Source organism: Orbaceae bacterium lpD01, from assembly GCA_036251705.1.
Classification (GTDB): domain Bacteria; phylum Pseudomonadota; class Gammaproteobacteria; order Enterobacterales; family Orbaceae; genus Utexia; species Utexia brackfieldae.
Genome location: CP133959.1, coordinates 1436670 through 1459690, shown reverse-complemented (window position 1 = coordinate 1459690; position 23021 = coordinate 1436670). Strand labels below are relative to the sequence as shown.

The 23021-nt window shown below is 44.5% G+C and carries 17 protein-coding genes; 13 read left to right on the top strand and 4 right to left on the bottom strand.

Annotated elements, in window-relative coordinates; all coding sequences use genetic code 11:
* Window positions 1–49: 49 nt before the first annotated feature.
* The 4 genes from RHO15_06580 to RHO15_06565 form a co-directional block, all read right to left on the bottom strand.
* Entirely contained in the window at window positions 50–484 is a 435-nt protein-coding gene (locus RHO15_06580; GenBank protein ID WVD63144.1) for a DcrB-related protein, read from the bottom strand.
* 56 nt (window positions 485–540) lie between these two features.
* The gene (gene tssI / locus RHO15_06575) at window positions 541–2538 is read right to left on the bottom strand and encodes a type VI secretion system tip protein TssI/VgrG (GenBank protein ID WVD63143.1); all 1998 of its coding nucleotides are present in this window, start codon (window positions 2536–2538) and stop codon (window positions 541–543) included.
* Window positions 2539–2721: 183 nt separating this feature from the next.
* Entirely contained in the window at window positions 2722–4473 is a 1752-nt protein-coding gene (gene tssF, locus RHO15_06570) for a type VI secretion system baseplate subunit TssF (protein ID WVD63142.1), read from the bottom strand.
* 83 nt (window positions 4474–4556) lie between these two features.
* On the bottom strand, window positions 4557–5069 hold the full coding sequence (locus RHO15_06565) for an Hcp family type VI secretion system effector (GenBank protein WVD63141.1): 513 nt from the start codon (window positions 5067–5069) through the stop codon (window positions 4557–4559).
* Between the two features lie 555 nt (window positions 5070–5624).
* Between RHO15_06565 and tssB the strand changes: the two genes are divergently transcribed.
* The 13 genes from tssB to tssM all read left to right on the top strand — a co-directional run bounded on the left by tssB (window position 5625) and on the right by tssM (window position 23021).
* Window positions 5625–6125, top strand: coding sequence for a type VI secretion system contractile sheath small subunit (gene tssB / locus RHO15_06560; protein WVD63140.1), 501 nt, complete (start codon window positions 5625–5627; stop codon window positions 6123–6125).
* A 65-nt stretch (window positions 6126–6190) separates the two neighbouring features.
* Window positions 6191–7672: a type VI secretion system contractile sheath large subunit gene (tssC, locus tag RHO15_06555; protein WVD63139.1), complete on the top strand. Its 1482-nt coding sequence runs from the start codon at window positions 6191–6193 to the stop codon at window positions 7670–7672.
* A 6-nt stretch (window positions 7673–7678) separates the two neighbouring features.
* Complete coding sequence (tssE, locus tag RHO15_06550; protein WVD63138.1) at window positions 7679–8101, top strand: type VI secretion system baseplate subunit TssE; 423 nt, start codon at window positions 7679–7681, stop codon at window positions 8099–8101.
* A 31-nt stretch (window positions 8102–8132) separates the two neighbouring features.
* Entirely contained in the window at window positions 8133–9851 is a 1719-nt protein-coding gene (gene tssF, locus RHO15_06545; protein ID WVD63137.1) for a type VI secretion system baseplate subunit TssF, read from the top strand.
* Window positions 9830–10807, top strand: coding sequence for a type VI secretion system baseplate subunit TssG (tssG, locus tag RHO15_06540; protein WVD63136.1), 978 nt, complete (start codon window positions 9830–9832; stop codon window positions 10805–10807). The genes tssF (RHO15_06545) and tssG overlap by 22 nt, the downstream gene beginning before the upstream one ends.
* A gap of 2 nt (window positions 10808–10809) precedes the next feature.
* The gene (gene tagH / locus RHO15_06535) at window positions 10810–12066 is read left to right on the top strand and encodes a type VI secretion system-associated FHA domain protein TagH (protein WVD63135.1); all 1257 of its coding nucleotides are present in this window, start codon (window positions 10810–10812) and stop codon (window positions 12064–12066) included.
* Complete coding sequence (gene tssJ / locus RHO15_06530; protein ID WVD63134.1) at window positions 12057–12578, top strand: type VI secretion system lipoprotein TssJ; 522 nt, start codon at window positions 12057–12059, stop codon at window positions 12576–12578. The genes tagH and tssJ overlap by 10 nt, the downstream gene beginning before the upstream one ends.
* Before the next feature lie 12 nt (window positions 12579–12590).
* Complete coding sequence (tssK, locus tag RHO15_06525) at window positions 12591–13934, top strand: type VI secretion system baseplate subunit TssK (GenBank protein ID WVD63133.1); 1344 nt, start codon at window positions 12591–12593, stop codon at window positions 13932–13934.
* On the top strand, window positions 13934–14698 hold the full coding sequence (gene icmH, locus RHO15_06520; protein WVD63132.1) for a type IVB secretion system protein IcmH/DotU: 765 nt from the start codon (window positions 13934–13936) through the stop codon (window positions 14696–14698). Before tssK ends, icmH begins: the two co-directional genes overlap by 1 nt.
* A 13-nt stretch (window positions 14699–14711) precedes the next feature.
* Window positions 14712–17432, top strand: coding sequence for a type VI secretion system ATPase TssH (gene tssH, locus RHO15_06515; protein WVD63131.1), 2721 nt, complete (start codon window positions 14712–14714; stop codon window positions 17430–17432).
* A complete protein-coding gene (vasI, locus tag RHO15_06510; protein ID WVD63130.1) occupies window positions 17426–18085 on the top strand; it encodes a type VI secretion system-associated protein VasI in 660 nt (219 codons plus the stop codon). The genes tssH and vasI overlap by 7 nt, the downstream gene beginning before the upstream one ends.
* Window positions 18086–18149: 64 nt before the next feature.
* Entirely contained in the window at window positions 18150–19547 is a 1398-nt protein-coding gene (gene tssA, locus RHO15_06505) for a type VI secretion system protein TssA (GenBank protein ID WVD63129.1), read from the top strand.
* Between the two features lie 3 nt (window positions 19548–19550).
* Window positions 19551–23021: a type VI secretion system membrane subunit TssM gene (tssM, locus tag RHO15_06500; protein ID WVD63128.1), complete on the top strand. Its 3471-nt coding sequence runs from the start codon at window positions 19551–19553 to the stop codon at window positions 23019–23021.

Here is a 23021-nt window from a genome sequence, read left to right as displayed (position 1 = left end):
CTTTGTTTACGCCACTTAAATATTTCTCATTCAATTGATAAATATTGGATTAAACTGCCACGAAGGACGTTTTAATTGATTGCCAAAACTGTTTGTCAAGCTCGGTTATTGGTCGGCCCTGCGCATAAGTCAGCACCAACAGCCGCATTGAGCTAGGCAGCTGCGCAGATAACAGCAATTGGTGAACCACTACCCCTTTCTGTTCAAACTGAAGCTGCGTTTCAAAAGCCGCAATAGCCTTATGATTCTCGGTTTCAACACCCAGTATCGTGGCTTTACGTTCACCGAGTAAAAAACGTTTCATATTTCTTTTTAACGCTGCCATCTGCCAGGCAAAGTAAGCTTCCTCAGTCTGGTCTTGGTTTAATACCGCTCTGGATATCACCAGACTGGCCTGCCGCGCGGGAAATTTGATAATATTGATAGATTCATCAATCAGATCATCAATCAGCGTTAGCTTGCCTTCATTGATTTGATAGTTCATTGTGTTATTCCTGTTGTGTCAAGCGCATGACTTATCATTTTATTACCTATACTGGTTTAACTATTTTTTGTGATAAAGGTCTCACTTAATGCCTGTTCAATATTGCTTGCAACTGGCTCTTCTTTTAAGGCTGCTGCTGCACTATCTGAATTTAACTCAATCAGTTTCTGACCCGTTATCTCGACCAGATCTTTGGCAAATAAGCTAAATTTATTGCAAATTAAAGCAATACTGCCATTACTATTAATTTCGATTGCTGCTGCACCACAATCGAAGCGAATACCCGTTGCGGAAGCGATCTTCACCATCCCTTTTACCTGAAGCTGGCTACTGCCACCGACCAACGTCATTGATGCGTTCTGGATAGCCAAATTGTGATTAGCCGATATTTTTAAATTCTGATTTTGAGCGATATTTATAGTTTGATTGGCGCCAATCGTTTCAGTATGGTTTGCCTTAACGTTAGTCATTCTGTTATTCAGCACCGTGGTATCCATATCTTTCTGGGCATGTAAGAACATGCCCTCTTTACCCGCGTCGTCTTCAAATCGCATCTCATTAAAGCCCTGACCTTTGTGAGTCTTGGATTTGATCGACATCTGTGTTTTTGCCGCTGGTAAATTGAGTGGCGGCCGGTTATTCCCATTGTAAGTGGTGCCCATAATAATGGGCCGATCGATATCGCCGTTGATATAACCGACCAATACCTCCTGACCAATACGCGGAATAGACAAAAAGCCAAAGCCATCACCATTCCAGTTCTGTACTACTCGCACCCAACAGGAGGCATTCTCATCTGCCTCGTCGTAGCGGTTCCAGTGAAAATGCACCTTAACCGCCCCATCTTCATTCACAAAGATCTCTTCACCCGCCGGACCAACCACCATAGCGATCTCTTCCCCATCAGCCAGCGGTTTATGAATAAACGGCGGTCGCCACTCATTTTTGCCGGGAATGAATGAGAATTGATTGGTCAGGCTGGCTGGGCGGTCATCACGCTCATTATCCAGTGACTGGGGTAAGGTGCCGTGGTGCGTGATCCTGACAACCTGCCAGCGGTTATTCATGCTCTGGGTGGGATGTTCAGTCAAGCTAAAAATTTTACCCGGCATCAGTAACATACAGTTGCTAACGGCCTGGCCTGTTTCACTATCGGCCTGCAGGGCATCTAAACGATACTGGCTAAATTGCTGCGCGGTTTGTTCATCCTCATAACGACCATAGCTATCGTACACTTCAAAGGTCGGTAAAGACTTTGCCGCTATACTTTTAGCGTCCATCGTCACATCCGGATGACTATAACGATAATCTTTCACTTTCGCCTTGGTCGGACGCATCGAACAGGCGTAGGTTAACGCGCTAATCACTGGGTGTTGATGAGCTGCCTGCGGATGAGGGTTATAAATCAGTGAAATGCCCGCCGTCATACCCAGATGGCTGTCACTATAAAACAGTTTGTCTTCCTCAAACCAGAAAGTGATGCCCTCTTCAGCGGTCAGACGGCTTAAAAACGCATAATAACTCTCCCGCTTCATGGTGGTATATTCTCGCATGGCATGAGAATCCATCAATTTTTTATCAAAGGGGATGTTGAACAATTGTAAAATTTCATCAATGATCTCTGGCACACTTTTGAAGTGATAAATACGACTATCCTGCGTTAAGGTTAATTGCCAGAGTAACGGCCGAATAATAAAGGTATAGAAGGTGCGTTTAAAGCCGCTGTCCCCCCGCTCGGCGGTCTCGACAATGCCATTAACCGTGCGCTGTTTTTGACCAGCAACATACACCGTCAGCTGAGCTTTTTGCAGCAACTGCGGCTGCAAATCAACATTGGCATTTTTACTCGATAAAGTCGCGGTTAAGGTAAACAGGTCAGAAAGGCCCTCGCTCAGGGTAAATTCGACTACATCAAAGGTGTCTAACGGTAACTCACCAATTTGTATAGAAAAGTAAAGTCCGGTTTTATCCGCACTGTTAACCAGCGCGCTCTTGACCGACCCAGCTACTCCGGCAGCACTTGCCATGCTGGTATATGGTTTCGCCTTTATCATATGTTTAACCCTTTTGTCTGATTACGCCACCGATCAACGTCGGTTTTGCATATCTGTTTGTGAACACGCCTTTAATTTTGGCTATCTGGCACCTAACGGATAATCATTCGCCCTCAATAGACATGATTTTGCGTTGCGACTCACTGTCTGACCACGCCTATTTACTCAAGTGGTCAGACAGCACTAGATTTGCTCCCGGCTCCCTCTAATCGGCGCGAGCACCCAGATCCGCCCGGTTTGGCTGTTAACTATTTTCATCATTAAAAAATTATTACTGGTCAGGCAAAATGGCAGTACATTGGCTAGGATGAAGCCAAAGCGATACATCTCACCTTCATTAACAAAATGACTAGGATCGCAGGTCACGGTCATTTCAATGCCCCTTTTCATCACCCCGTCAAATATCCAGTCAATCAGTTTGGCGTCCATCGCAATCAAGCCTTGCAACTGTTTATCAATACGCTGCTTAAAAGGCACATTCAAATCACCGTGATAATTAAAATCGCTAATCAACTGCTTAATCGCCGCCATATCTTTGATAAACAGAGGACTTAACGAAAAATGAGAAATCATTGACCAGTGACGCTCGCTGTCGAGTAACGGTAAGATTTCCGGCGTCGGTCGGGTAATATTGTGAAATTTTAGGTTATTGGTAATACTCAGTGTCGGCAGATTGATATCGCCAATCTGTAATTTTGCTGCCTTATCGCCATCGGTGGCCAACAGATCGCAAAGATAGTTCTGCTGTGAAAATTCTGTCACCCGCTCACCCTGACTATCAATAAACGTCATGATATGCTCAGGTTGGCCAACCACATTGGATCGGAACATGGTTTGATAAAAAATAGGATTATCCGCACCAAAGTGATGGGCGGTAAATTGGGTGATCGGCCAGTACTGAATGTTGTCACCTCGCTCGGAGCGGTAGGCCGGCTCTAACGGTGAGTAAACGGCATTGATCTGATAGATACGCTTACCGTTGGCTAAATCCAACCGATAGTCACTCTGACCTAGGTGAAACGCAAACATTGGTGTATGATGTGGATAAAGGTTGATCACCGGTACACAGTTAGTCAAAAATGCCGATTGGTTATCCAGTGGATCATCGATGAGCAGTGGCGTGTCAAACTGAAAAGTCAGAGTAAACGATCTGGTTTCATCCAGCTTAAGCTGTGTCAAGGCGGCACTTAAATCGATCGTCATAAAATCATTCACATGTGGCAGATGAAAGTACTCCTGCAGCAGCTGCAGACGCCAAAATAGTTTGATAGCGAGCGGTAGCACCAGTTTATCCGGTGCTGGCTGGAAGTTTTGTACCACCTGGCAAGGAAGCGCATAAACCTGATCCGCATCACTGACACTTACCTGACAGAGATACTGCTGAAACCACAGTTGGAGTAATCCAGCCAACTGTGTGTCAGCGCTGAGCAGAAATGGGATCGGCAATGGCGACCAGATTTGATTGTCGGTCAAGGAGCCATGCCAGATTAAGGTTAAGCTCATTTTGCAGGCGGTTGGACTGTTTTGTAAATGACAGCTTTTGACTTCCAGCGGTATCACTGCTATCTCACGCACTGTCCGAAACAGCGCGTACTCGCCCGCAATAGCCTGACTTTTCACCGTTGAACCAGCTGAAATCTGGTGGATATCAGCTGATTTCGGACAGAATTTCAAGATTGCCGTAGAAGGCAATGGCCGAATCGGTGTCGGCCACACGCGCGATAATAGATTCTGAGTGATTTGCGGAAAAGCATCGTCGACCTGCTGACGCAGTTTAGCCATCAAAAAGGCGAAATTTTCAAATAAAAATTCAATATCCCCCTCGTTATCGAAGGCGGTTAAAAAATCCTGAAACAGTGAATTTTGCTTTGAATGTGCTTTGGCTAGCGCACGAAGGTAGTTTAACTCGTCGCGAAAGTAATCTTTTAAATCCATCGCCCTGGTTCCCTTCACTCAAACAGACTAAGCAGCGACGCCCGTTTGGCTAACAGCGCTGCTTCTCAGTGAGAATGATACGACTAAGCCGGTTTACGCCAGTCATCCGCCCCGGAAGTGCCACATACAGTATGCTCCCAGCCAATTTTACGATAGGCCAGACTAATCTTTATGAGCTGAGTAAAACTGGCGAGCGCCGGATCTTGACTATTAGGCATATTCAGGTCGATATTGACAATGGTGGCATCTTCTAGCGAGGTAGTGAAAAAATGCTCTTGTTTACCATCCGGCGAAGTACGATACCATTTTAAAGTCACTTCAGTTAAGGTTTCACCAGAGGCTAAGGCATTGTAAAGCAGTGGAATGGCTTTGTTTAAAGCAACCGTTAGCACGAGCGGTCGATGTTGACGCTGACCAGAAGGCTGACCAGATTGCGGATCGGTTGGCACAAACACTTCATGTTCAACGGCCTGCACAATCATTTCATCTTCGTGACCTTCAATAAACCCTTGCCCAACCGATTCTAAGGTATAGGCACCTTCGGTAATATTGCCTTGTGTCTTTCCCTTGATTGCAACAAAACACGGTGTTGACATAACATTCTCCTTAACATTTGCTGAAATAAAATATGGATAATTTTTTATAAAACTTCCATAAAACACCAATGCTACCTTGATTGCCGATTCTAGATGAGAAGAAACAATCAACGAGTCGATTAAATAATCGTTTTTCCTTGTCATATAACGTTTTTACTTATAAAAACGTCAGTTATTTGCGTTAAAATATTTTTAATAAATCAACAACAAAGACAAAATACTGGACGTAAGTAGAGCACAAACTGATCAAAAAAACAACATAAATATTTACAAAAAAATATTTTACACATAAAAAAAAGGCTAAAACCTTACACAGTCAGCAATTGACTAAGCTTTTGATTTAAATAATTAAATAAAAATTACGTTCCAAGATAAATTTTACAAATAATTTGATTGCATTTTTAAATCACTTTAGCTAATAATTATTAAGCGTTTACGGTATATTTTCTATTCTTTGTTAAAAAAAGCTAGAAAAAACCTTGACTTACCGAGACACAAAAAGGCATCTAGTGGCTAAATTTAATTGGATTCTCCTATCAAAAAAGGAATGATTTTATGACAAATAAAGAAGGGAGTGTTGCGCCAAAAGAGCGTATCAACATCAAATACACCACAGAAACCAATGGCCAAGTCGCTGAAAAAGAGCTGCCACTACACTTGTTAGTTACAGGTGATTTTGCCGGCAAGCCGCAGGATCGACCACTTGAAGAGCGTAAGCCTATCTCAATTGACAAGAATAATTTTGATGCCGTGATGGCAAGTTCGGATATTGAACTGGAGTTCGCTGTCCGCAACCGGCTGGATGAACGTGTTGAATCAGAAATGCCAATCAAACTGAAAGTCAACAATCTGAAAGATTTCTCACCGGACAGTATTGCCAATTCGGTGCCTGAACTAAAAAAACTGCTCGCATTGCGCGAATCGCTTGTCGCGTTAAAAGGTCCATTAGGTAATAAACCGGCTTTCCGAGCACAATTAGAAGCTATTCTCAATGATGAAGCCAGTCGGGAACAATTACTTCAGGAACTGAACCTGCTGTCATCGGATAAAGTGTAACACTATTGATTAAGCAGTTTATTGGTATGTCGATAAACGGATGGTTATAAAAAGGAATGGTAATTATGTCAAAAGCAGCACTTAACACCGCTTCTGAAGCAGAAATATTTAATTGTAGTAGTCTTCTCGATCAGATTGCTGCACAAACCAATTACGCCCCGACTGACGAAAGCTATGACATTGCTAAACAAGGTATTGCCGCGCTGATTGCTAATTTACTCGATACCGATAATGCGGACGAACCCATCAATAAGCAGCTTGTCGATCGCATGATTGCTGAACTCGATGCCAAACTAGGCCGACAAGTCGATGAAATTTTACATAACCCAACTTTACAGAAAATTGAATCCTCTTGGCGAGGCTTGAAGCTATTGATTGATCGTACCGATTTTAGAGAAAATATTAAAGTTAACCTGCTCTACGTCACCAAAGACGAAATGCTAGAAGATTTTGAATTTGCGCCAGAAATTACTCAATCTGGTTTTTATAAGCATGTTTATTCCGATCAATATGGTCAGTTTGGTGGCGAACCGATCGGTGCTGTCATCGCTGATTATGAGTTTACCGCCAGCGCACCGGATATGAAGTTACTGCAGTATGTTTCTGCTGTCGGCAGTATGGCACACGCGCCCTTCTTATCGTCAGTCTCACCTAAATTTTTTGGTATTGATAGTTATACCGAGTTGTCGACCATCAAAGAGTTAAGTTCTATTTTTGAAAGTCCGGTGTATACCAAATGGCGTTCATTGCGCGAGGCTGAAGACTCACGGATGTTGGGGTTAACCACGGTCAGACATCTTGCCCGGTTACCTTATCACCCTAGCGAAAATCCGATTAAAACCTTCGCCTATCAGGAGGATGTCAGCCACAATCATGAGCACTATCTCTGGTCTAATTCGGTGTTTGCGCTGGCTACACGTTTAACGGAGAGCTTTGCTAAATATCGCTGGTGTCCTAATATTATCGGTCCACAAAGTGGTGGCGCGGTTGAAGATCTGCCGGTACATGTTTTTGAAGCCATGGGCGAATTGCAAACCAAGATCCCAACTGAAACCTTAATTACTGATCGCCGTGAATTTGAATTAGCCGAAGAAGGTTTTATTGCTTTAACCATGCGTAAAGGTTCGGATAATGCCGCCTTCTTCTCCGCTCAATCAGTGCAAAAAGCCCAGACCTTCCCCAATACCGAGGAGGGCAAAGCAGCAGAGACCAATCAAAAATTGGGCACCCAGCTGCCCTACATTATGTTAGCCACCCGGGTAGCGCATTATCTAAAAGTGATTCAGCGCGAAGAGATTGGTTCTTACAAAGAGTCGGTCGATATGGAGCGTTTTTTGAATATCTGGTTGAAACAGTATGTCTCGGATCAGGAAAACCCACCGACAGATGTACGTTGTCGTCGCCCCTTTAGAGCGATTCGTCTTGAAGTCACTGATATTCCTGGTGAACCTGGCTGGTCAAAAACTCGCCTACACTTACGTCCACATATGAAGTTTATGGGCTCTTATACGGATTTATCGCTGATTGGACGTCTGGATAAGGAGTAATTAGTTATGGCTGCGTTACGCCGCTGGCGCACAGATACCAATAAAGCCAGTTTATTTGAACGTTTACGGCAAGATAATCTATCTGCCACAAGCGGTAAGGCGGCTCTGATTGTCTCGATTAAACATAATCTGCAACGTATTTTTAATGCCAGACCAGGCGAGTGTCACGGCAGCCGAGAACTCGGCATCATTGATATTAATGATGCCTTATTAGGTAGTGAGGAGATCCAACATGCGATTTGTTATTCTATTCAATACTGTATTGAGCAGTATGAGCCGAGAATTAGTCAAGTCAATGTTACCGTCAGACAAGATCCGCTCACCTTTGCCCATTACTTTACTGTTATGGCTTATCTGGATCAACTCAGCGAATCAGACCGCATCAATATTGATATTCATTTAAACGATAATAAACTGAACGTTATCTAAACCATGGCGACGCAATACTATCAAGGACATTATGACTAAGGATCATAGGCTCAAGCAGGAGCGAGACTATCTCTATCAGGACAGCAAACAGTTTACGCAGGCTTATCCTCAGTTATCCCATTTTCTGTCTGAACCTTCGTTTGATCCAGATATCAACCGTACCTTAGATGGTTTAACCTATCTGACCGCATTACTGAATACAAAGCTTGAACAGGCTTATCCACAGTTAACCGCCAGTTTAATGAATATTCTGTGGCCAAACTATCTACAGCAGACGCCAAGCCTGACGATATTAGCCTTCAATAATCAACACGATCATACGACCTTAATCACCGCCGGTAGCACCGTGCAGAGTCAACCTGCCTCGGCCGGAGAGACAAGTTGCACTTTTAGCGTGTGTCGCGATACTTGGGTCAGTCCTTTTAATATTACAAAGGTCACACAGCGTGACGGTGATGAACTGGCTATTCACTTTCACGCCCATCACCCTGTCAATTTATGTCCTGATGAACTAGATAAATTGCGTCTTTATTGCGGATCGGATGCGCATGCCGGTTCGCAACTTTATCTGTGGTTTTCTCAGTACCTGAGCCAAGCGATGCTGATGATTGACGAAAATACCTTTGCTCTACCGGCACTTCGCTTTCAGCCAGTTGGCTTTGACAATGAAGAGGCCATGCTCGTTTATCCAGGCAATACCTTTAATGGCTATCGGTTACTGCATGAGTATTTCTGTTTTCCGGAAGGTTTTTTATTCTTTGATATTCAAGGTATACCTGACTATTTTAGTCAAATCACGACCCGTGATTTGACCTTAACGCTAAAGTTTAGCCAGGCCTTACCGGCGACAGTCAAAATCGCCCCTGATTTAATAAAAAGTAACTGTGTACCGGCCATCAATCTGTTTGAATACGACTGCGAACCGATTCTGCTTGATGGCAGAAAAACCACCTATCCGTTGACAATTGATTTTCAGCATCAGGATTGTTATGAACTCTTTGCCATCGACCAGGTCACGGGTTGGTTAAATCAACAAAGCCGCCACTATGCACTATTCGATAGCTTTCATCATCAACTTGAACAGAATAAGCAGCAGCACCCTTTTTACTATCATCTTCATCAGCAGCCTACGCTGAACAGTGATAAAATTCAGTATTCCATTGCTTTTGTACGAGGTGATGAAACACTGATTAACCATCAGCAAGAGGTGATCTCAATCCGGGCACGGTGTAGTAATAATGATATCGCTCAGCATCTGCGGATCGGCGATATCTGTCGTACCGATGATTCAATACCGAATTATATTCAGGTGCGCAATGTGACTTATCCCTCGCGCGCTATACGACCCAATTTAAATGCCAGCCAACAGTGGAGTACCATCTCATCGTTATCGTTAAACTATTTATCGCTGCTCAATAAAACCTCACTCTGCCAAATTTTAAAAAACTACAATTTCACCACCCGCTATAGCGCACGAGCCGAGAAGGGACTGGAAAAATTGTTACAAGGGATTGTGCAATTTGACGCAGTGCCGGCTCAATATACGTTTACCGACGCGGTGATTGGTGGCTATGAATCCACGCTACGTATCTCGCCGGACGCTTTTAATAGTGAAGGCGAAATGTATCTGTTTGGCGCGATCATTGCGCATTTTTATGCAGGCTATGCGGCAGTGAACTCATTTCATTTTCTCAATCTAGTCAATGCATCAACGCATGAGGTTTACCAATGGCAGTTGATCAATCACTAATCCCGGCCGACGCTGAGCGCTATCAATTTTTTCAGCTCGTCGAGTTGCTCTACAAGGCGCAAGGTATCGACGTGGATACATTACTTGATTACTCACCCGATCAAGATCCGATTCGATTTATCAGTGACTCAACTTTAGCCTTTGTTACGCGTGATATCACCTCAGTAACCATCGTCAACGACCAGCTACAGATTAAAACGCCCTTTCTTAGCTTAACGGGCGCCCATTCGCCCTTACCCAGCTATTATCTGGATGATATGGCCTGGGAAGAGCTGGCAGAAGATCCGAGAATGATCACGCTGTTTAATCTATTTCATCACCGCTTAGCCAGCTACCTATATAAGATCTGGCGCAAATACCGCTATTTTATCTGTTTTCAGCCTGCCGGACGGGACCAGTTTTCAGCGAAAATGTATGCGTTAGTCGGACTAGAATCACGCATGATGCGTGATGCCTTATTGATTGATCGAAATAAAATGCTCACCTACGCCGGTATTTTGGCTAATTCAGGACGCTCACCGCAATTAATAGCGACGCTTATCTCACACTGTTTTTCACTTAGCCAGGTCGAGATTCGATCTTGGCAATTTCGCTGGGTCAATATCCCAGACCCTCAGCGTAACCGAATTGGCGTACAGAATTGCGTACTCGGTAAAAATTTTATTGCCGGAAGTCGTATGCCGGACAATAACGGCAAGTTTAAGTTAACAATCAGTGACTTAAGTTTTGCACAAATGAAACAGTTTTTACCCACCGGATCGTTATACGCCGCTTTAGTCAACTTTGTCTCGTTTATTCTGCGCGATCAACTGGCGTGGGATCTCTGTTTAATCCTCGCCAACAATCAGATCAAAGATCTGAAATTAAGCGCCAATACAGAGAGTTATTTAGGTTGGACATGTTTTTTAGGCAAATCGTCGATTGCTCCTTTCGCCCTGATTACTGTACAGGAATAATTATGAATACATCAGATACATTAACCCTTCAGGTATTAAACAGTCAATATTTAGCCAGTGGTCAATCCGCTTCTGCGCTGCTTGACATGGCAGGTGGCCTGATTGGTTGTGACGAGAATAATGAGTGGTCGCTACAAGACCAGCATGGCCAGATTGAAAACTGTCATGCGCAAATCGTGCTCATCGATGGCCATTACTGTCTCAAGGCGTTGGCCGCTAATTTGCAACTCAATCATATTGATTTGTTTCAAAATAACAAGCCGATTCGTTTACAGCAGGGAGATCAGGTACAGTTAGGTGCACTGACCCTACGGGTGCACATCAATAAAAGTGGTCAGCTAACGGACGATCCTTTAGCCATGCGACCGGAAGAGATGATTGCCAATCACGCAGATCCGTTAAACGATATTCTTAGCAGAGAACCGACTAACACTGCACACACTGACGCAGTACAAACCAGACACAGCACCGCTGAGGTGGTCGCGCCAATGCCACTTGATCCCATAAAAGTGCTCGATGCTGAAAAAATAACCACAACAACCAGGCCGGCCGACCAGCAAGCTAAGCTATTTCAGCAATCGAACCATAATCTGTTAGCTCAGTCAATCAACCTCAATCCGCAGACGGGACAGTGCCTAAATGAGGAAGATCGCTTAATCAATGTCGCCATTTATCCACTCTATCAGGGACTGAGCAGCACACTGCCTTTGAACAATAGTCAGGAGGCCTATGAATTGCTGGAGGAGATCGGTGATAGCCTAAAGCAAGTGATTGAGGGACTGAAAGATTTACACAGTAATAATCCCCATTTAGCGGATAAACAGCTGCGCCCAACTGAAGATAATCCGCTACGTTTAAATCAAAGCTATCAAGAGACGATTAATCTTTTATACTCAACCGACAAATGTCCGGTGCATCTCTCGGCACCCTCGGCCATTGCCGAAAGTTTAGCTTACATTAAGTTACATCATCAAGCCAATCAACAGGCTATTTCCGAAGCCCTGTCCGCCCTGCTGGCGGCTTTTTCACCCCAGGCCTTAATTACCCGTTTTGCCCGTTATCGACGCCATAGTGATAAAACCGCGATGGATAGTGCTTGGGCTTGGGATATTTATAGTCGTTATTATGATGAGCTGCGCTCAAAACGCCAGAAAGGCTTCGATAAACTGTTTTGGGAAGTCTATGCGCACGCTTACGATCGCCAGATGCGCGAGCTACAGAATCAACAGGATCAACAGGGCTCTCTATCATGCGATTAGGGGGCGTGTTACTGCTGATATTTTGCACCTTGCTAGGTGGCTGCGAAACAACGAAAAAACTTTATCAGGTCATCACTGATCCGAGTGTACCCGTTGGCTATCCAGATAACAACCCAACCGAAATCACTCTGACCTTATTAGCTGATAACGATATTAATCCTAATTATAATGGTGAAGCCACGCCAACCGATATTCAGCTGGTGTTTCTAAATGAGGACTCTAAATTATTCAGTACCGATTATTATCAAATTGCCACCGAACCATTAGATAAAATTTTAGCTAAAAATTATATCGATCATCAGGATTATACGGTTGAGCCGGGTGAATACAAAACGCTTAAACCGATACCCGTCGACCCCAAAACCCAATTTATTGCGGTCATTGCCCATTTCGCTGGAGCAGACAGTGGGCAGGCTTATTGGCTCGACATAACTGAGATCGAGGGTGTCGGCAAGACCTATAATCTGTTAATCCATGTGCGTGCCAGCGAAGTTGAAATCAAGAAATCATAAAAAGGACACAGTATGACCAGTAAAAACCGGGTGATATGGAAAGAAGGCTTATCTATTGCGCCACAGCATTTTCAGCAGCAGCAGCGTTATATTGACTATGTCGTGAGCGCAAAATTTGAAAGTACCGTTAACTATGCTTATGGTTTTAGCCGGCTTCAGCTTGATCAGGCCCTGTTTAAATTAGGCCGGATCGGCCTGACGGAGGCGTCGGGCATTATGCCTGATGGTAGCTTATTTGAGATCCCCTACCAAGACTGTCTACCTCAACCTTTGGCGATTAGCCATTTAACAAGTGCAGCAAGTAAAGATATCTATCTGGCGTTGCCTATCCTGAATAATTCTCTTAGTGAAATCGACGTTGCGCAAGAGACAGCTGATGACATGACGCGTTATAAGAGTAGTACTTTTCCGGTACGCGATTTGCACACTAAAGGTGGGAATTATATTCAGTTAAATATAGCACAGCTCACGCCTAAAATTATGCAAGGTTCGGATGATCTCAATGCTTATACCGTGTTGCCACTGTGTCGGATCAAAGAGTTACGTACTGATGGCGCCATCGTTTTAGACGATACCTTTATTCCAACTATTAGCCAAGTCAGCACCGCACCAATGCTGCAAAATTTTCTCGATGAAATCGCTAATTTAGTCGCAGAAAGAGCTAAACAACTATCGGATAAAATGGGCTCACCAACGCAACAAGGTGTGACCGGTATTGCTGAGTTCTTAATGCTACAACTGCTCAATTCAGCCAAACCCCGTTATCAGCATTTGGCCAGAACTAAAATTGTTCATCCGGAAACGCTGTATCTGATGTTAAGCCAAACCTGCTCTGAATTGATGACATTTACGTCCGAATCCAGAACGGCACAGGATTTTCACTTTTATAATCATGATGACTTAACGACCACCTTCAAAGCGCTGATGTTATTAACACGTCAGGCGCTGAGTATTGTGTTAACACCGCGGGCGGTTTCAATTACCTTAAACGAACAAAATGGTATCTACATCGGGGTGATTAATGATATTGAACTGCTGAAAACAGCTAGCTTTGTTCTGGCGGTGAAAAGCCAATTACCTCAGGAGCAAATTATGCGTACTTTTGTTCAACAAACCAAAATCGCTTCGCCCCTCTCCATCGATAATCTAGTACATGTTCAGCTAGCCGGTATTCCTTTAATCCCCTTGTCGGCCGCGCCGCCACAGCTCCCTTTCCACGCTGGTTATACTTACTTTCAGTTAGATACCCAAGCGCCGGGCTGGCGTGATGTAATCAAAACCAACAGTATTGCATTTCACGTTGCCGGGCATTTTCCTGAACTGAATCTGCAATTTTGGGCGGTAAGGAGTCAATAATGGCCACGCCAAAGCTTCATCATAGCGCTGGTAAGACGCAGCAGTATGTAAACCAGTTAGAACAGTATACCCTACCCTTATCTGGCAATAATCTGAACCCGATTGTAGATGCAGCCACACCACTGCTCGGTATGATCTTACGCATTCAGGATTTATCTACACCGATTGACGATCCTGATCATCTATACCGACAGATCGTCACCGATATCCAAAACATCAGTCAACAGCTGGAAATGCAAGGTTATGAACCGGGTTCCATTGTGACCTTCCGCTATGTGCTGTGCAGTTTTATCGATGAATGCATCATGGGATCTGAACCGATGTTAGGCCAATTTTGGAGTCATAAATCACTCTTAATCCATTTCCACAATGAGGGCTGGGGGGGAGAACGGGTATTTCAGATTACCGAACGGTTAATGAATGAACCCAAACGGTATCAAGCTATGCTGGAGTTTATCTATCTCTGTTTTGGGTTAGGTTTTAGAGGGCGCTATAAAGTACAACATCCCAATAGCGATGAATTTGAACAACTTTTTCGGCGCTTAAATACCTTATTAACCTCACTAAATGGTGAACCACCGTCCACACGTCTGCACCTTGGCCAGATCCAAGCAGTCCCTTATTACTTAACCCGCGCCATCAGTAAAAAACATATTATTTGGGGCGCGATAGGAATTTTAGCCTTTGCTTATAGTCTTTATCTGTTCAGCTTAAATTCACAAACTGCCGATATTTTGACGCAGTTGAATCAATTATTAAAATAAAGGGAGTCGCGTTATGATTCGCATTGAGTTACCCTCACTTCTGAAACATTTAAACCCGGTGAGCCGCTATATCTTTGAAGGGATGGCGGCGACTTGCGTGAACACCCAAAGCAGCGAAATGACCGTTTGTCATTTTTTATTGCAGAGCCTAGACACACCTTTATGTGATATTCGACAAATCATGGCTAAGGCGAATATTGACACAGAACGTTTACAGACGTTGTTAACCCAGCTCTCTTATGATCATCGCCAATACGAACAGAGCACACCAAGCTTCTCGCCACTATTGATCGAATTACTGCAAGATGCCTTTTTACTCAACAGTGCCGAGTTTGCCCAGACCAATTTACGTACCGGCATTATCTTACTGACGCTTCTTTACAGTCCCCATCGCTATTTACCTAAACCAGCCGTCGAGCTTCTCAGTAGGATTAATCGTGAATTGCTGAAATCACAATTTGGCCAATGGGTGACCGGTTCAGCTGAAAACAGTCTTGAAACTGCACAACCAGTAGGCTCAAATAGCACCGTTCAGGCAGACATTAGTTTGCTCGACCGGTATGCTATCGATATCACTCAACAAGGGCTTGATGGTAAACTGGATCCGGTGCTCGGCCGTGATAAAGAGATCGATTTGATGATCGATATTTTATGTCGACGCCGTAAAAATAATCCGATTGTGGTGGGTGAGGCTGGGGTCGGTAAAAGTGCCTTAATTGAAGGTTTAGCCCTACGTATTATCGATAACAAGGTCCCCGAGCAACTGAAACAGACTCGGATTATGAGCCTGGACTTAGGGGCACTACAAGCAGGAGCCTCAGTCAAAGGCGAGTTTGAAAAACGCTTTAAAGGCATCATGGCCGATGTGAGCCACTCCCCTACGCCGATTATTCTTTTTATTGATGAAGCTCATACCTTGATCGGTGCCGGTAATCAGCATGGTGGTCTTGATGTCTCCAACTTATTAAAGCCGGCTTTAGCTCGCGGTGAATTAAAAACTATTGCCGCCACCACCTGGCGCGAATATAAACAGTACTTCGAAAAAGATGCCGCCTTATCCCGTCGTTTCCAGTTAGTGAAAGTGAGCGAGCCTACCGCTGCTGAAGCAGTCATCATTCTGCGTGGTTTACGCAAGATTTATGAACAGGCCCATGGTGTTTTCATTGACGATGGCGCGTTACAGGCTTGTGCCTATTTAAGTGATCGCTACTTATCCGGCCGACAACTACCGGATAAAGCGATTGACGTATTAGATACCGCCTGTGCACGGATCTCGATTAACCTTACCTCACCACCTCGTCAGGTCTCAGCCTTACAGACCCAATTACATCAATATCATGAAGAAATTGCGCTGTTAAGCCGTGAAAATCAGCTGGGACTAAAAGATAACCTCCTGCGTATGGCTGAGCTGGAACAAACTTGTCACGAGACTGAGGCTGAATTGGTTCGTATTGAAGAACTTTGGCAACAACAGCTCACTATCGTGCAGCGTTTAATTGAATTGCGTGCCCAGTGTTTATCCCCTACCGAGCCATTCACAGACCACAACTTTCCAGTGTTAGCTGTTACGCAGCCGCCGGATCTGGTGCCGGCTGAGACTAGCGAGAACATCGCTATTGCGCCGATAGAGACAGATACCTTAGTCAATGACGCGGCGATACGGGCTGAGTTGGATCGTTTAAGCGAGCAGTTAGCCAATTTGCAACAAGATGCAGTGCTGGTTTCACCTCATGTGGATGAAAAACAGATTGCAGCTGTGATTGCCGAGCATACTGGTATACCCTTAAAGCGAATTTCGCAAGATGAGCTGGCGGTGGTAACGCATTTACCGCAATATTTAAACACTGAAATTAAAGGTCAGTATCTGGCTATTGAACAGTTACATCGCCACCTATTAACCGCGCGAGCAGATTTACGTCGCACGGGTCGGCCGTTAGGCGCATTCCTATTAGTTGGGCCGAGTGGAGTTGGTAAAACCGAGTCGGTCATTCAAATTGCCGAACTATTATTTGGCGGTCGCCAATATTTAACCACGATTAATATGTCCGAATATCAAGAAAAACACACGGTTTCACGCTTAATCGGTTCTCCGCCGGGGTACGTCGGTTATGGTGAAGGTGGCATTTTAACCGAGAGTATTCGGCAAAAGCCTTACTCAGTGGTGTTACTCGATGAAGTCGAAAAAGCGCATCGCGATGTGCTTAATCTTTTTTATCAAGCCTTCGATAAAGGCGAACTGGCTGATGGTGAAGGTCGGGTGATTGACTGTAAAAATGTACTCTTTTTCTTAACCTCTAATCTGGGCGACCAAACGATTGTTGATTTTGCCGATCGTCCTAGCGAAATCCATGATCAGCTCTATCAGGAACTGGTGACCTTTTTTAAACCTGCACTGTTGGCGCGCATGGAGATCGTCCCCTATTTACCCCTCAGTCAGGCGGTACTACGCGACATTATTCAAGCCAAACTCAAAAAACTGCACCATACCTTATACCAGAAATTTGGCGCAGAAGTGGTGTTTGATGATGAAGTCAGTGCGCAAATCATCAGCCGGGCAACCCGAGCAGAAAATGGCGCTAGAATGCTGGAGTCGATAATCGATGGCCATCTATTGCCACCGGTATCATTACAAATACTCAATAAAATCGCAGCGGGTGAAACGATTAAGTTTATCCATTTTGGCGTCAAGGATAATCAATTCTTTGCCAAAATTGCTGAGTGTAGCCCATGCTAAGACAGAAGATGCCGATCAACTGGCGTGTCAGCGCTCTACTGTTACTGTTAGCCGCTTGGTGGGTGCACGCAGACGATAGCTGGCGACAAGCCTATCTACAGTGCCAAAACGAGCGCTCAGCCTTAATTCGTTTAGATTGTTATGACAGTATCATCAAAGCGACTCCCGAACCGGCGCCGTTGCCAGACACGTATCACCAGGATATCGCCAAAGTGTTAATACAAGAGCAGCAGCGCCCCGCTAATTCAACCGAATTTATACTGACGCAGGCCGATGGCGAGATTTCACCACAGGTGATTTTGACTACGCCGGCGCTCGGTACGCGCTCGCCCAGGCCGGTTTTAGCCTTGAGTTGTCTGGACAATATTACCCGTATGCAAATTATTGTGAACACACCGCTACCGAGTTCGGCCAGTAATCTGATACTCAAAACCGACACCGGTAGCCGACTTGAGTCACACTGGTTTATTCGCGATCAAGGTTTGGTGCTAGAAAATAGTCGCGGCCTGCCTGGTATCGCGCAAATCCAAAAGCTTTTTCAGGCGAAAGCCGTGCTGATTGAATCGGATAGTCCATTATTGAACGGACTCTCTTTCAATATTTATCAATTGGAAAAAGCCATCGTGCCATTACGTCAAGCCTGCCATTGGTGAATGACCAGGTGGATGGCGTATTAGGTCTGGTGGGATGATGAAAGTCATTATAGAGTAGGACATTATGGAATTTATTACTGAGCATCCCTGGCGTCAAGTGGTAACCCAGCGTTTTAGTCAGGAACTGGAAAAACAGCCGATTGCAGCCGACAATCCGGACTGGCTCGATATTGAAAGTGAAGCGGCCAAAATCGGTACCATTAGTCACGATACTGTGGACATGGGGCATATCCAGCAGGTCGTGTTAGCATTATTGCAGCAATCGACCAAGGATTTTCGTTTAATCGCGCATTTAATCAATACGTTACAGCGAAGTGATGCACCCAATCAAATTTTGTTAGGGATAACCCTCTTAGCTGATTATATTGAGATTTATTGGGACATTGCCGCGCCACAAAAACTCAAAAAACGCATTTTATACATGATTATTCAGCGCTTCTCGATGGTCAAGAGTGAGTTTAATACGCAGGCCATTGACGCTGAGCGCAATGAGTCGACTATGCAGTTTGTCCGTTTAAAACAGGCCTTGCAGGCAAGTTATCCGGATATTTGTGATGAACTCGATAAACTGATCATCAGCTATGCCAAAGTGCCGTCAGCGCTCGCGAAAGATCCTATGAGCTCACAAGTGGCGGGGGTCAAACACGTTCAGACTAAGCCAATCACGTCAACTCCTAGTTCAGAAAGCGACATCAAGCCTTCACTGGATATCAGCTTAGATGCCGGATCCGAGCAGGCTTGGCGCCGAACACTCTTAAAAGTGATTGAAATTGAAAATAGCCGCGCGCCCCATCAAGCGATTGTTTTTCAGCTGCGCCGGCATATTGTCTGGTTCAATATTGATGTGCCAGTAGCTCATAATGATCGAACCCAAGTTCCCCCGTTGCCGGCGGAAAAAGTGAGTGGATATATGCGTGAACTGAATCAGCCGACCGTAGAATTATGGCAAAAAATAGAAAATACCCTAACCTATTCACCTTATTGGTTTGATGGTCATTTTATGTCGGCCCAAATCGCCCAAAAATTGGGTTATCCCCATATTGCCAAGTTGATCAAGCATGCGCTGGGCTATTTTTTACAGCGTTGCCCTGCCTGTGCCACGCTACACTATAATAACGGTGACCCGTTTGCCAGTGAGCAGACCCTCAAATGGCTGAATAAAAAAGCCCTGATCAGCAGCCATATCGATCAGCCTGATCAATCATTGGCTATTTTTGAAGCCGATGGTCTGGCCGCTGCTATCCACTATTTAGACCAACAGAGTTCGCAGCAACTGCGTGATCTCAGTTACGCACAATTACAAACTATTACACTGATGCATAAAGTCGGCTGCGATAAATTAGCCCACTTGCAGCTCGATCAGCTACAACATAAAGTGAGTCAGCTTGAGGTGAAGCATTGGGAGCCTGCCTTTTTTGAACGATGTGATGAAGTTGCCGCCCAAATTGGCCATAAGGAGTAATCAATGAAACTGCCCAAACCAAGATTACCAAAATTTAAGTTTAAGTCGACAATATCAACTATTATTATTGTGGTTTGGTGTCTGGCGCTGCTCTGGATGTGGCTATTTGGTCCAAGCTTTATCTTTCTTGGCCAACAACCGTTCGCCTCGTTATTGACACGCTGGTTAATCACGCTCTTTTCAGCTATTTGCATGATGATTTGGGTTATTTACCGGCTCTATAAACGGGTTAAATGGCTAAATAGTCAACAGCAACTAACTAAACAGACGATCAAAGATCCGGTGCAAATTGCTGTTAATGATCAACAGCGTTATTTGACGCGCTGGCGGTTAAGGCTTAAGCAGCATATCATGCGCAAAGATTTTAACTATGCGTTACCTTGGTATTTAGTTATTGGTGATGTGAATAGTGGCAAAACCACCTTTTTAAAAGAGGGGGAAAAACTCAATACCCTCTACGAGCCAGCGCAGCCTCAGGCTGTGCAGTGCTGGTTAACTGATCAGGCCGTGATTATTGAAACTGCTGGACGTTTGTTTGAACAAAATAGCGACACTGCACACTCATCATTGCCAGAACGGTTATGGAAAAATGTCCTACAATGGCTTGTGACTGAACGGACTCGCCAGCCGCTTAATGGTATTGTGTTAACGATTGATATCTTTCAATTCAGTACCATGAGCAAATATGAGAAAGACCGCTATATGGCTAGGTTAAAAGCCCGGCTGGCAGAGATAGCAAGTACCTTACACTGCCAACTGCCAGTCTATATCATCTTAACTAAACTGGATTTGCTGTATGGGTTTGAGGCCATGTTTCAAACGCTGGATAAAAGCCAACGAGAAGAGATTGTCGGCGTCACGTTTTCCGATCCGCAAAAAGATTGGCGCAGCGCGTTAAACGAGTTCTGGCAACAGTGGCTCAATCAACTCAATCATGCCCTGCCGACCATGATGATCAACAGCGTGGATGTCAGCCAGCGTAGTCAGCTATTTACCTTTATTCGTGAGGTGAACGGGATTAAGGTGTATATCGATCAAATGATTGATCACTGTTTCTTCTCCTTGAAGGCGCAACCGTTTTTGGTACGTGGTGTCTACCTCACCTCCTCAACGCAAAAAGGTCAGATGGAGGATCTGTTTGTTAAATCAGCTGCCTCACAATATCATCTTCCGGAGCAGATCTACCCCAGCTGGCAAAAACCCGTTTCGTACAGCTATTTTACCCACAATCTCTGCCAATCCTTACTGTTCAAAGAGACCCAGCTGGCCAGTGAAAACCAGGTTTATCAACGTTATCAACAGCGCCAATTTTTCTGCTGGGGCACGCTCACCGCTATCATCGGTATCGCGATTCTGGCTGGCTGGCAATACTGCTATCGGGATAACTATCGCGCAGGCGAAGCCGCGTTATTAAAAGCACAACAATATATGCATATTGATCTACCTGAGCAAAAAGATTATTACGGCGATTTACAGCTGCCACTGCTTAATCCGATTGGAGATGCCACTATCGCTTACGGGGACTATCATCGGCGTAATCGTTTGTTTGCAGATATGGGACTTTATCAAGGGTATAAAATTGGCCCCTATATTGACCATACCTATCTGAAATTATTGCAACAGCGTTTTCTGCCTGCCATTATGAATGGTTTACAGGCTGATTTAGCTAAAGCCCAACCTGGTAGTGAAGAGAAATTGACTATCTTACGTATCATGCGCATGATCGAAGATGAGAGCGGCCGTGATAACGCCATGGTGATTCAATATATGGCTTCACGCTGGAGCACCGCCTTTAAAGGACAAAGCGAACGACAAGATCAGTTGCTACGCCATTTAGTCTATGCGCTTGAGCATATTCAGTGGAAACAGGCCAGAACGGCTAAAGTGGCGCTGGCCATCGATAGCTTTTTACCCTTCCAACAAAGTATTCAAGATGCACAGGTTGACTTAAGACGATTATCGATTTATCAGCGAGTTTATCAAAATTTATTGTCTAAATCCAAGATCGCCCTGCCCGTTACACTCAACATCAGAAACCAAATTGGTGCTGGTTTTGATGAGGTCTTTGTCTCGGATAATCCCGATATGCTCGATATCCCGCAGCTGCTAACACGTGAAGGGTTAGTCAACTATTTTATTCGTCAAGATAGTCAGCTGATTCAACTCACGACTTTAGATAGCTGGGTATTAAACTTGACCCAAAATACGGACTATAGTGAAGCGGATCGAAAGGAGATTGAGCGGCAAATTACTGCGCTTTATCTCAATGATTATATCGCCACTTGGCGCGCCGCCTATAGTAATGTGCACATTAAACCATTTGCCCATATTACAGAGGCAATTAACGCCTTAACACAGGTGATCAGTGGTGATCAAATCTTTCGGCGCGCGATGGTGCTGTTAGAAGAGAATGTCTCACCAAAAGCGTTAGCGACGACAGAGATATCAGCTAATTTAAGCCAGCAACGTGATTATCAGCTGCTCAATACGCTCAATCACGCGTTCAGACAAGAAACCAGCGTGATTTTAGAAAATAATGATCAGACTAGCACACTGCAAAATATCATCAGCAAATTGGGCGATATGCACCGTTATCTATTAGCGATTCAACATTCCCCTGATCCTGCCAAAGCGGCATTGCAGGCGGTACAATTCAGGCTCAATAATAGCGCCAGTGATCCGATCTTTGAGACCCAACAAATGGCCAAAACCATCCCCGAACCGTTGGGACGCTGGATTGATGAGTTAACCAATCAGGTCTGGCATGTGATTATGGTTGAGGCAATCAAATCATTGGAAATCCAGTGGAATGAACAGGTAGTGAGTCCCTATCAACGTTATTTTGCCGATCGCTATCCTTTCAATCCGGTGGCAACCTCAGATGTGCCTTTGAGTGAGTTTGAGCGTTTCTTTGGTTATGGCGGTACACTCGATCTGTTTTATCAACAACATCTCAAAGCGTTCGTCGAGAATAGACTCAGTATTGATAAGTCTGGTCATGCTTTAATACGTGAAGATGTTATCAAACAGCTGGCCTTAGCTGACAAGATTCGCCGGGCTTATTTCACTCAACAGGGATTAGGTATCCAGTTCTCATTGCAACCGATCGATATGTCAGGCAATCGGCGCCGGGGCGTGTTAAATTTAGATGGTCAGTTGGTGGAATATAAGCACGCGAGTAATAACGTGGTGCATCTGATTTGGCCAAATTCAATGCGCGACAATATCGAGAGCCGGTTGAGCTTAATTGGTGGTAACGAACGCACCGATAAGTCGATGATCTATACTGGTCCTTGGGGACTGATTCGTCTGTTCAATGCCGGTAAACTCACCAACATAACCAGTAACACCTTTGATATTCGCTATGATATTGACAAGGCTTATATCACTTATCGTATTCACGTTGATGAATCAGATAATCCCTTTGCCGGTGGCTTATTTAGTCAGTTTACTTTACCGCAAACTCTTTATTAA

What these genes read in the sequence shown, in the direction of transcription:
- RHO15_06580 (WVD63144.1), bottom strand. Translation starts at nt 484, where the DNA reads ATGAACTATCAAATCAATGAAGGCAAGCTAACGCTGATTGATGATCTG.
- tssI (WVD63143.1), bottom strand. Translation starts at nt 2,538, where the DNA reads ATGATAAAGGCGAAACCATATACCAGCATGGCAAGTGCTGCCGGAGTA.
- tssF (WVD63142.1), bottom strand. Translation starts at nt 4,473, where the DNA reads ATGGATTTAAAAGATTACTTTCGCGACGAGTTAAACTACCTTCGTGCG.
- RHO15_06565 (WVD63141.1), bottom strand. Translation starts at nt 5,069, where the DNA reads ATGTCAACACCGTGTTTTGTTGCAATCAAGGGAAAGACACAAGGCAAT.
- tssB (WVD63140.1), top strand. Translation starts at nt 5,625, where the DNA reads ATGACAAATAAAGAAGGGAGTGTTGCGCCAAAAGAGCGTATCAACATC.
- tssC (WVD63139.1), top strand. Translation starts at nt 6,191, where the DNA reads ATGTCAAAAGCAGCACTTAACACCGCTTCTGAAGCAGAAATATTTAAT.
- tssE (WVD63138.1), top strand. Translation starts at nt 7,679, where the DNA reads ATGGCTGCGTTACGCCGCTGGCGCACAGATACCAATAAAGCCAGTTTA.
- tssF (WVD63137.1), top strand. Translation starts at nt 8,133, where the DNA reads ATGACTAAGGATCATAGGCTCAAGCAGGAGCGAGACTATCTCTATCAG.
- tssG (WVD63136.1), top strand. Translation starts at nt 9,830, where the DNA reads ATGGCAGTTGATCAATCACTAATCCCGGCCGACGCTGAGCGCTATCAA.
- tagH (WVD63135.1), top strand. Translation starts at nt 10,810, where the DNA reads ATGAATACATCAGATACATTAACCCTTCAGGTATTAAACAGTCAATAT.
- tssJ (WVD63134.1), top strand. Translation starts at nt 12,057, where the DNA reads ATGCGATTAGGGGGCGTGTTACTGCTGATATTTTGCACCTTGCTAGGT.
- tssK (WVD63133.1), top strand. Translation starts at nt 12,591, where the DNA reads ATGACCAGTAAAAACCGGGTGATATGGAAAGAAGGCTTATCTATTGCG.
- icmH (WVD63132.1), top strand. Translation starts at nt 13,934, where the DNA reads ATGGCCACGCCAAAGCTTCATCATAGCGCTGGTAAGACGCAGCAGTAT.
- tssH (WVD63131.1), top strand. Translation starts at nt 14,712, where the DNA reads ATGATTCGCATTGAGTTACCCTCACTTCTGAAACATTTAAACCCGGTG.
- vasI (WVD63130.1), top strand. Translation starts at nt 17,426, where the DNA reads ATGCTAAGACAGAAGATGCCGATCAACTGGCGTGTCAGCGCTCTACTG.
- tssA (WVD63129.1), top strand. Translation starts at nt 18,150, where the DNA reads ATGGAATTTATTACTGAGCATCCCTGGCGTCAAGTGGTAACCCAGCGT.
- tssM (WVD63128.1), top strand. Translation starts at nt 19,551, where the DNA reads ATGAAACTGCCCAAACCAAGATTACCAAAATTTAAGTTTAAGTCGACA.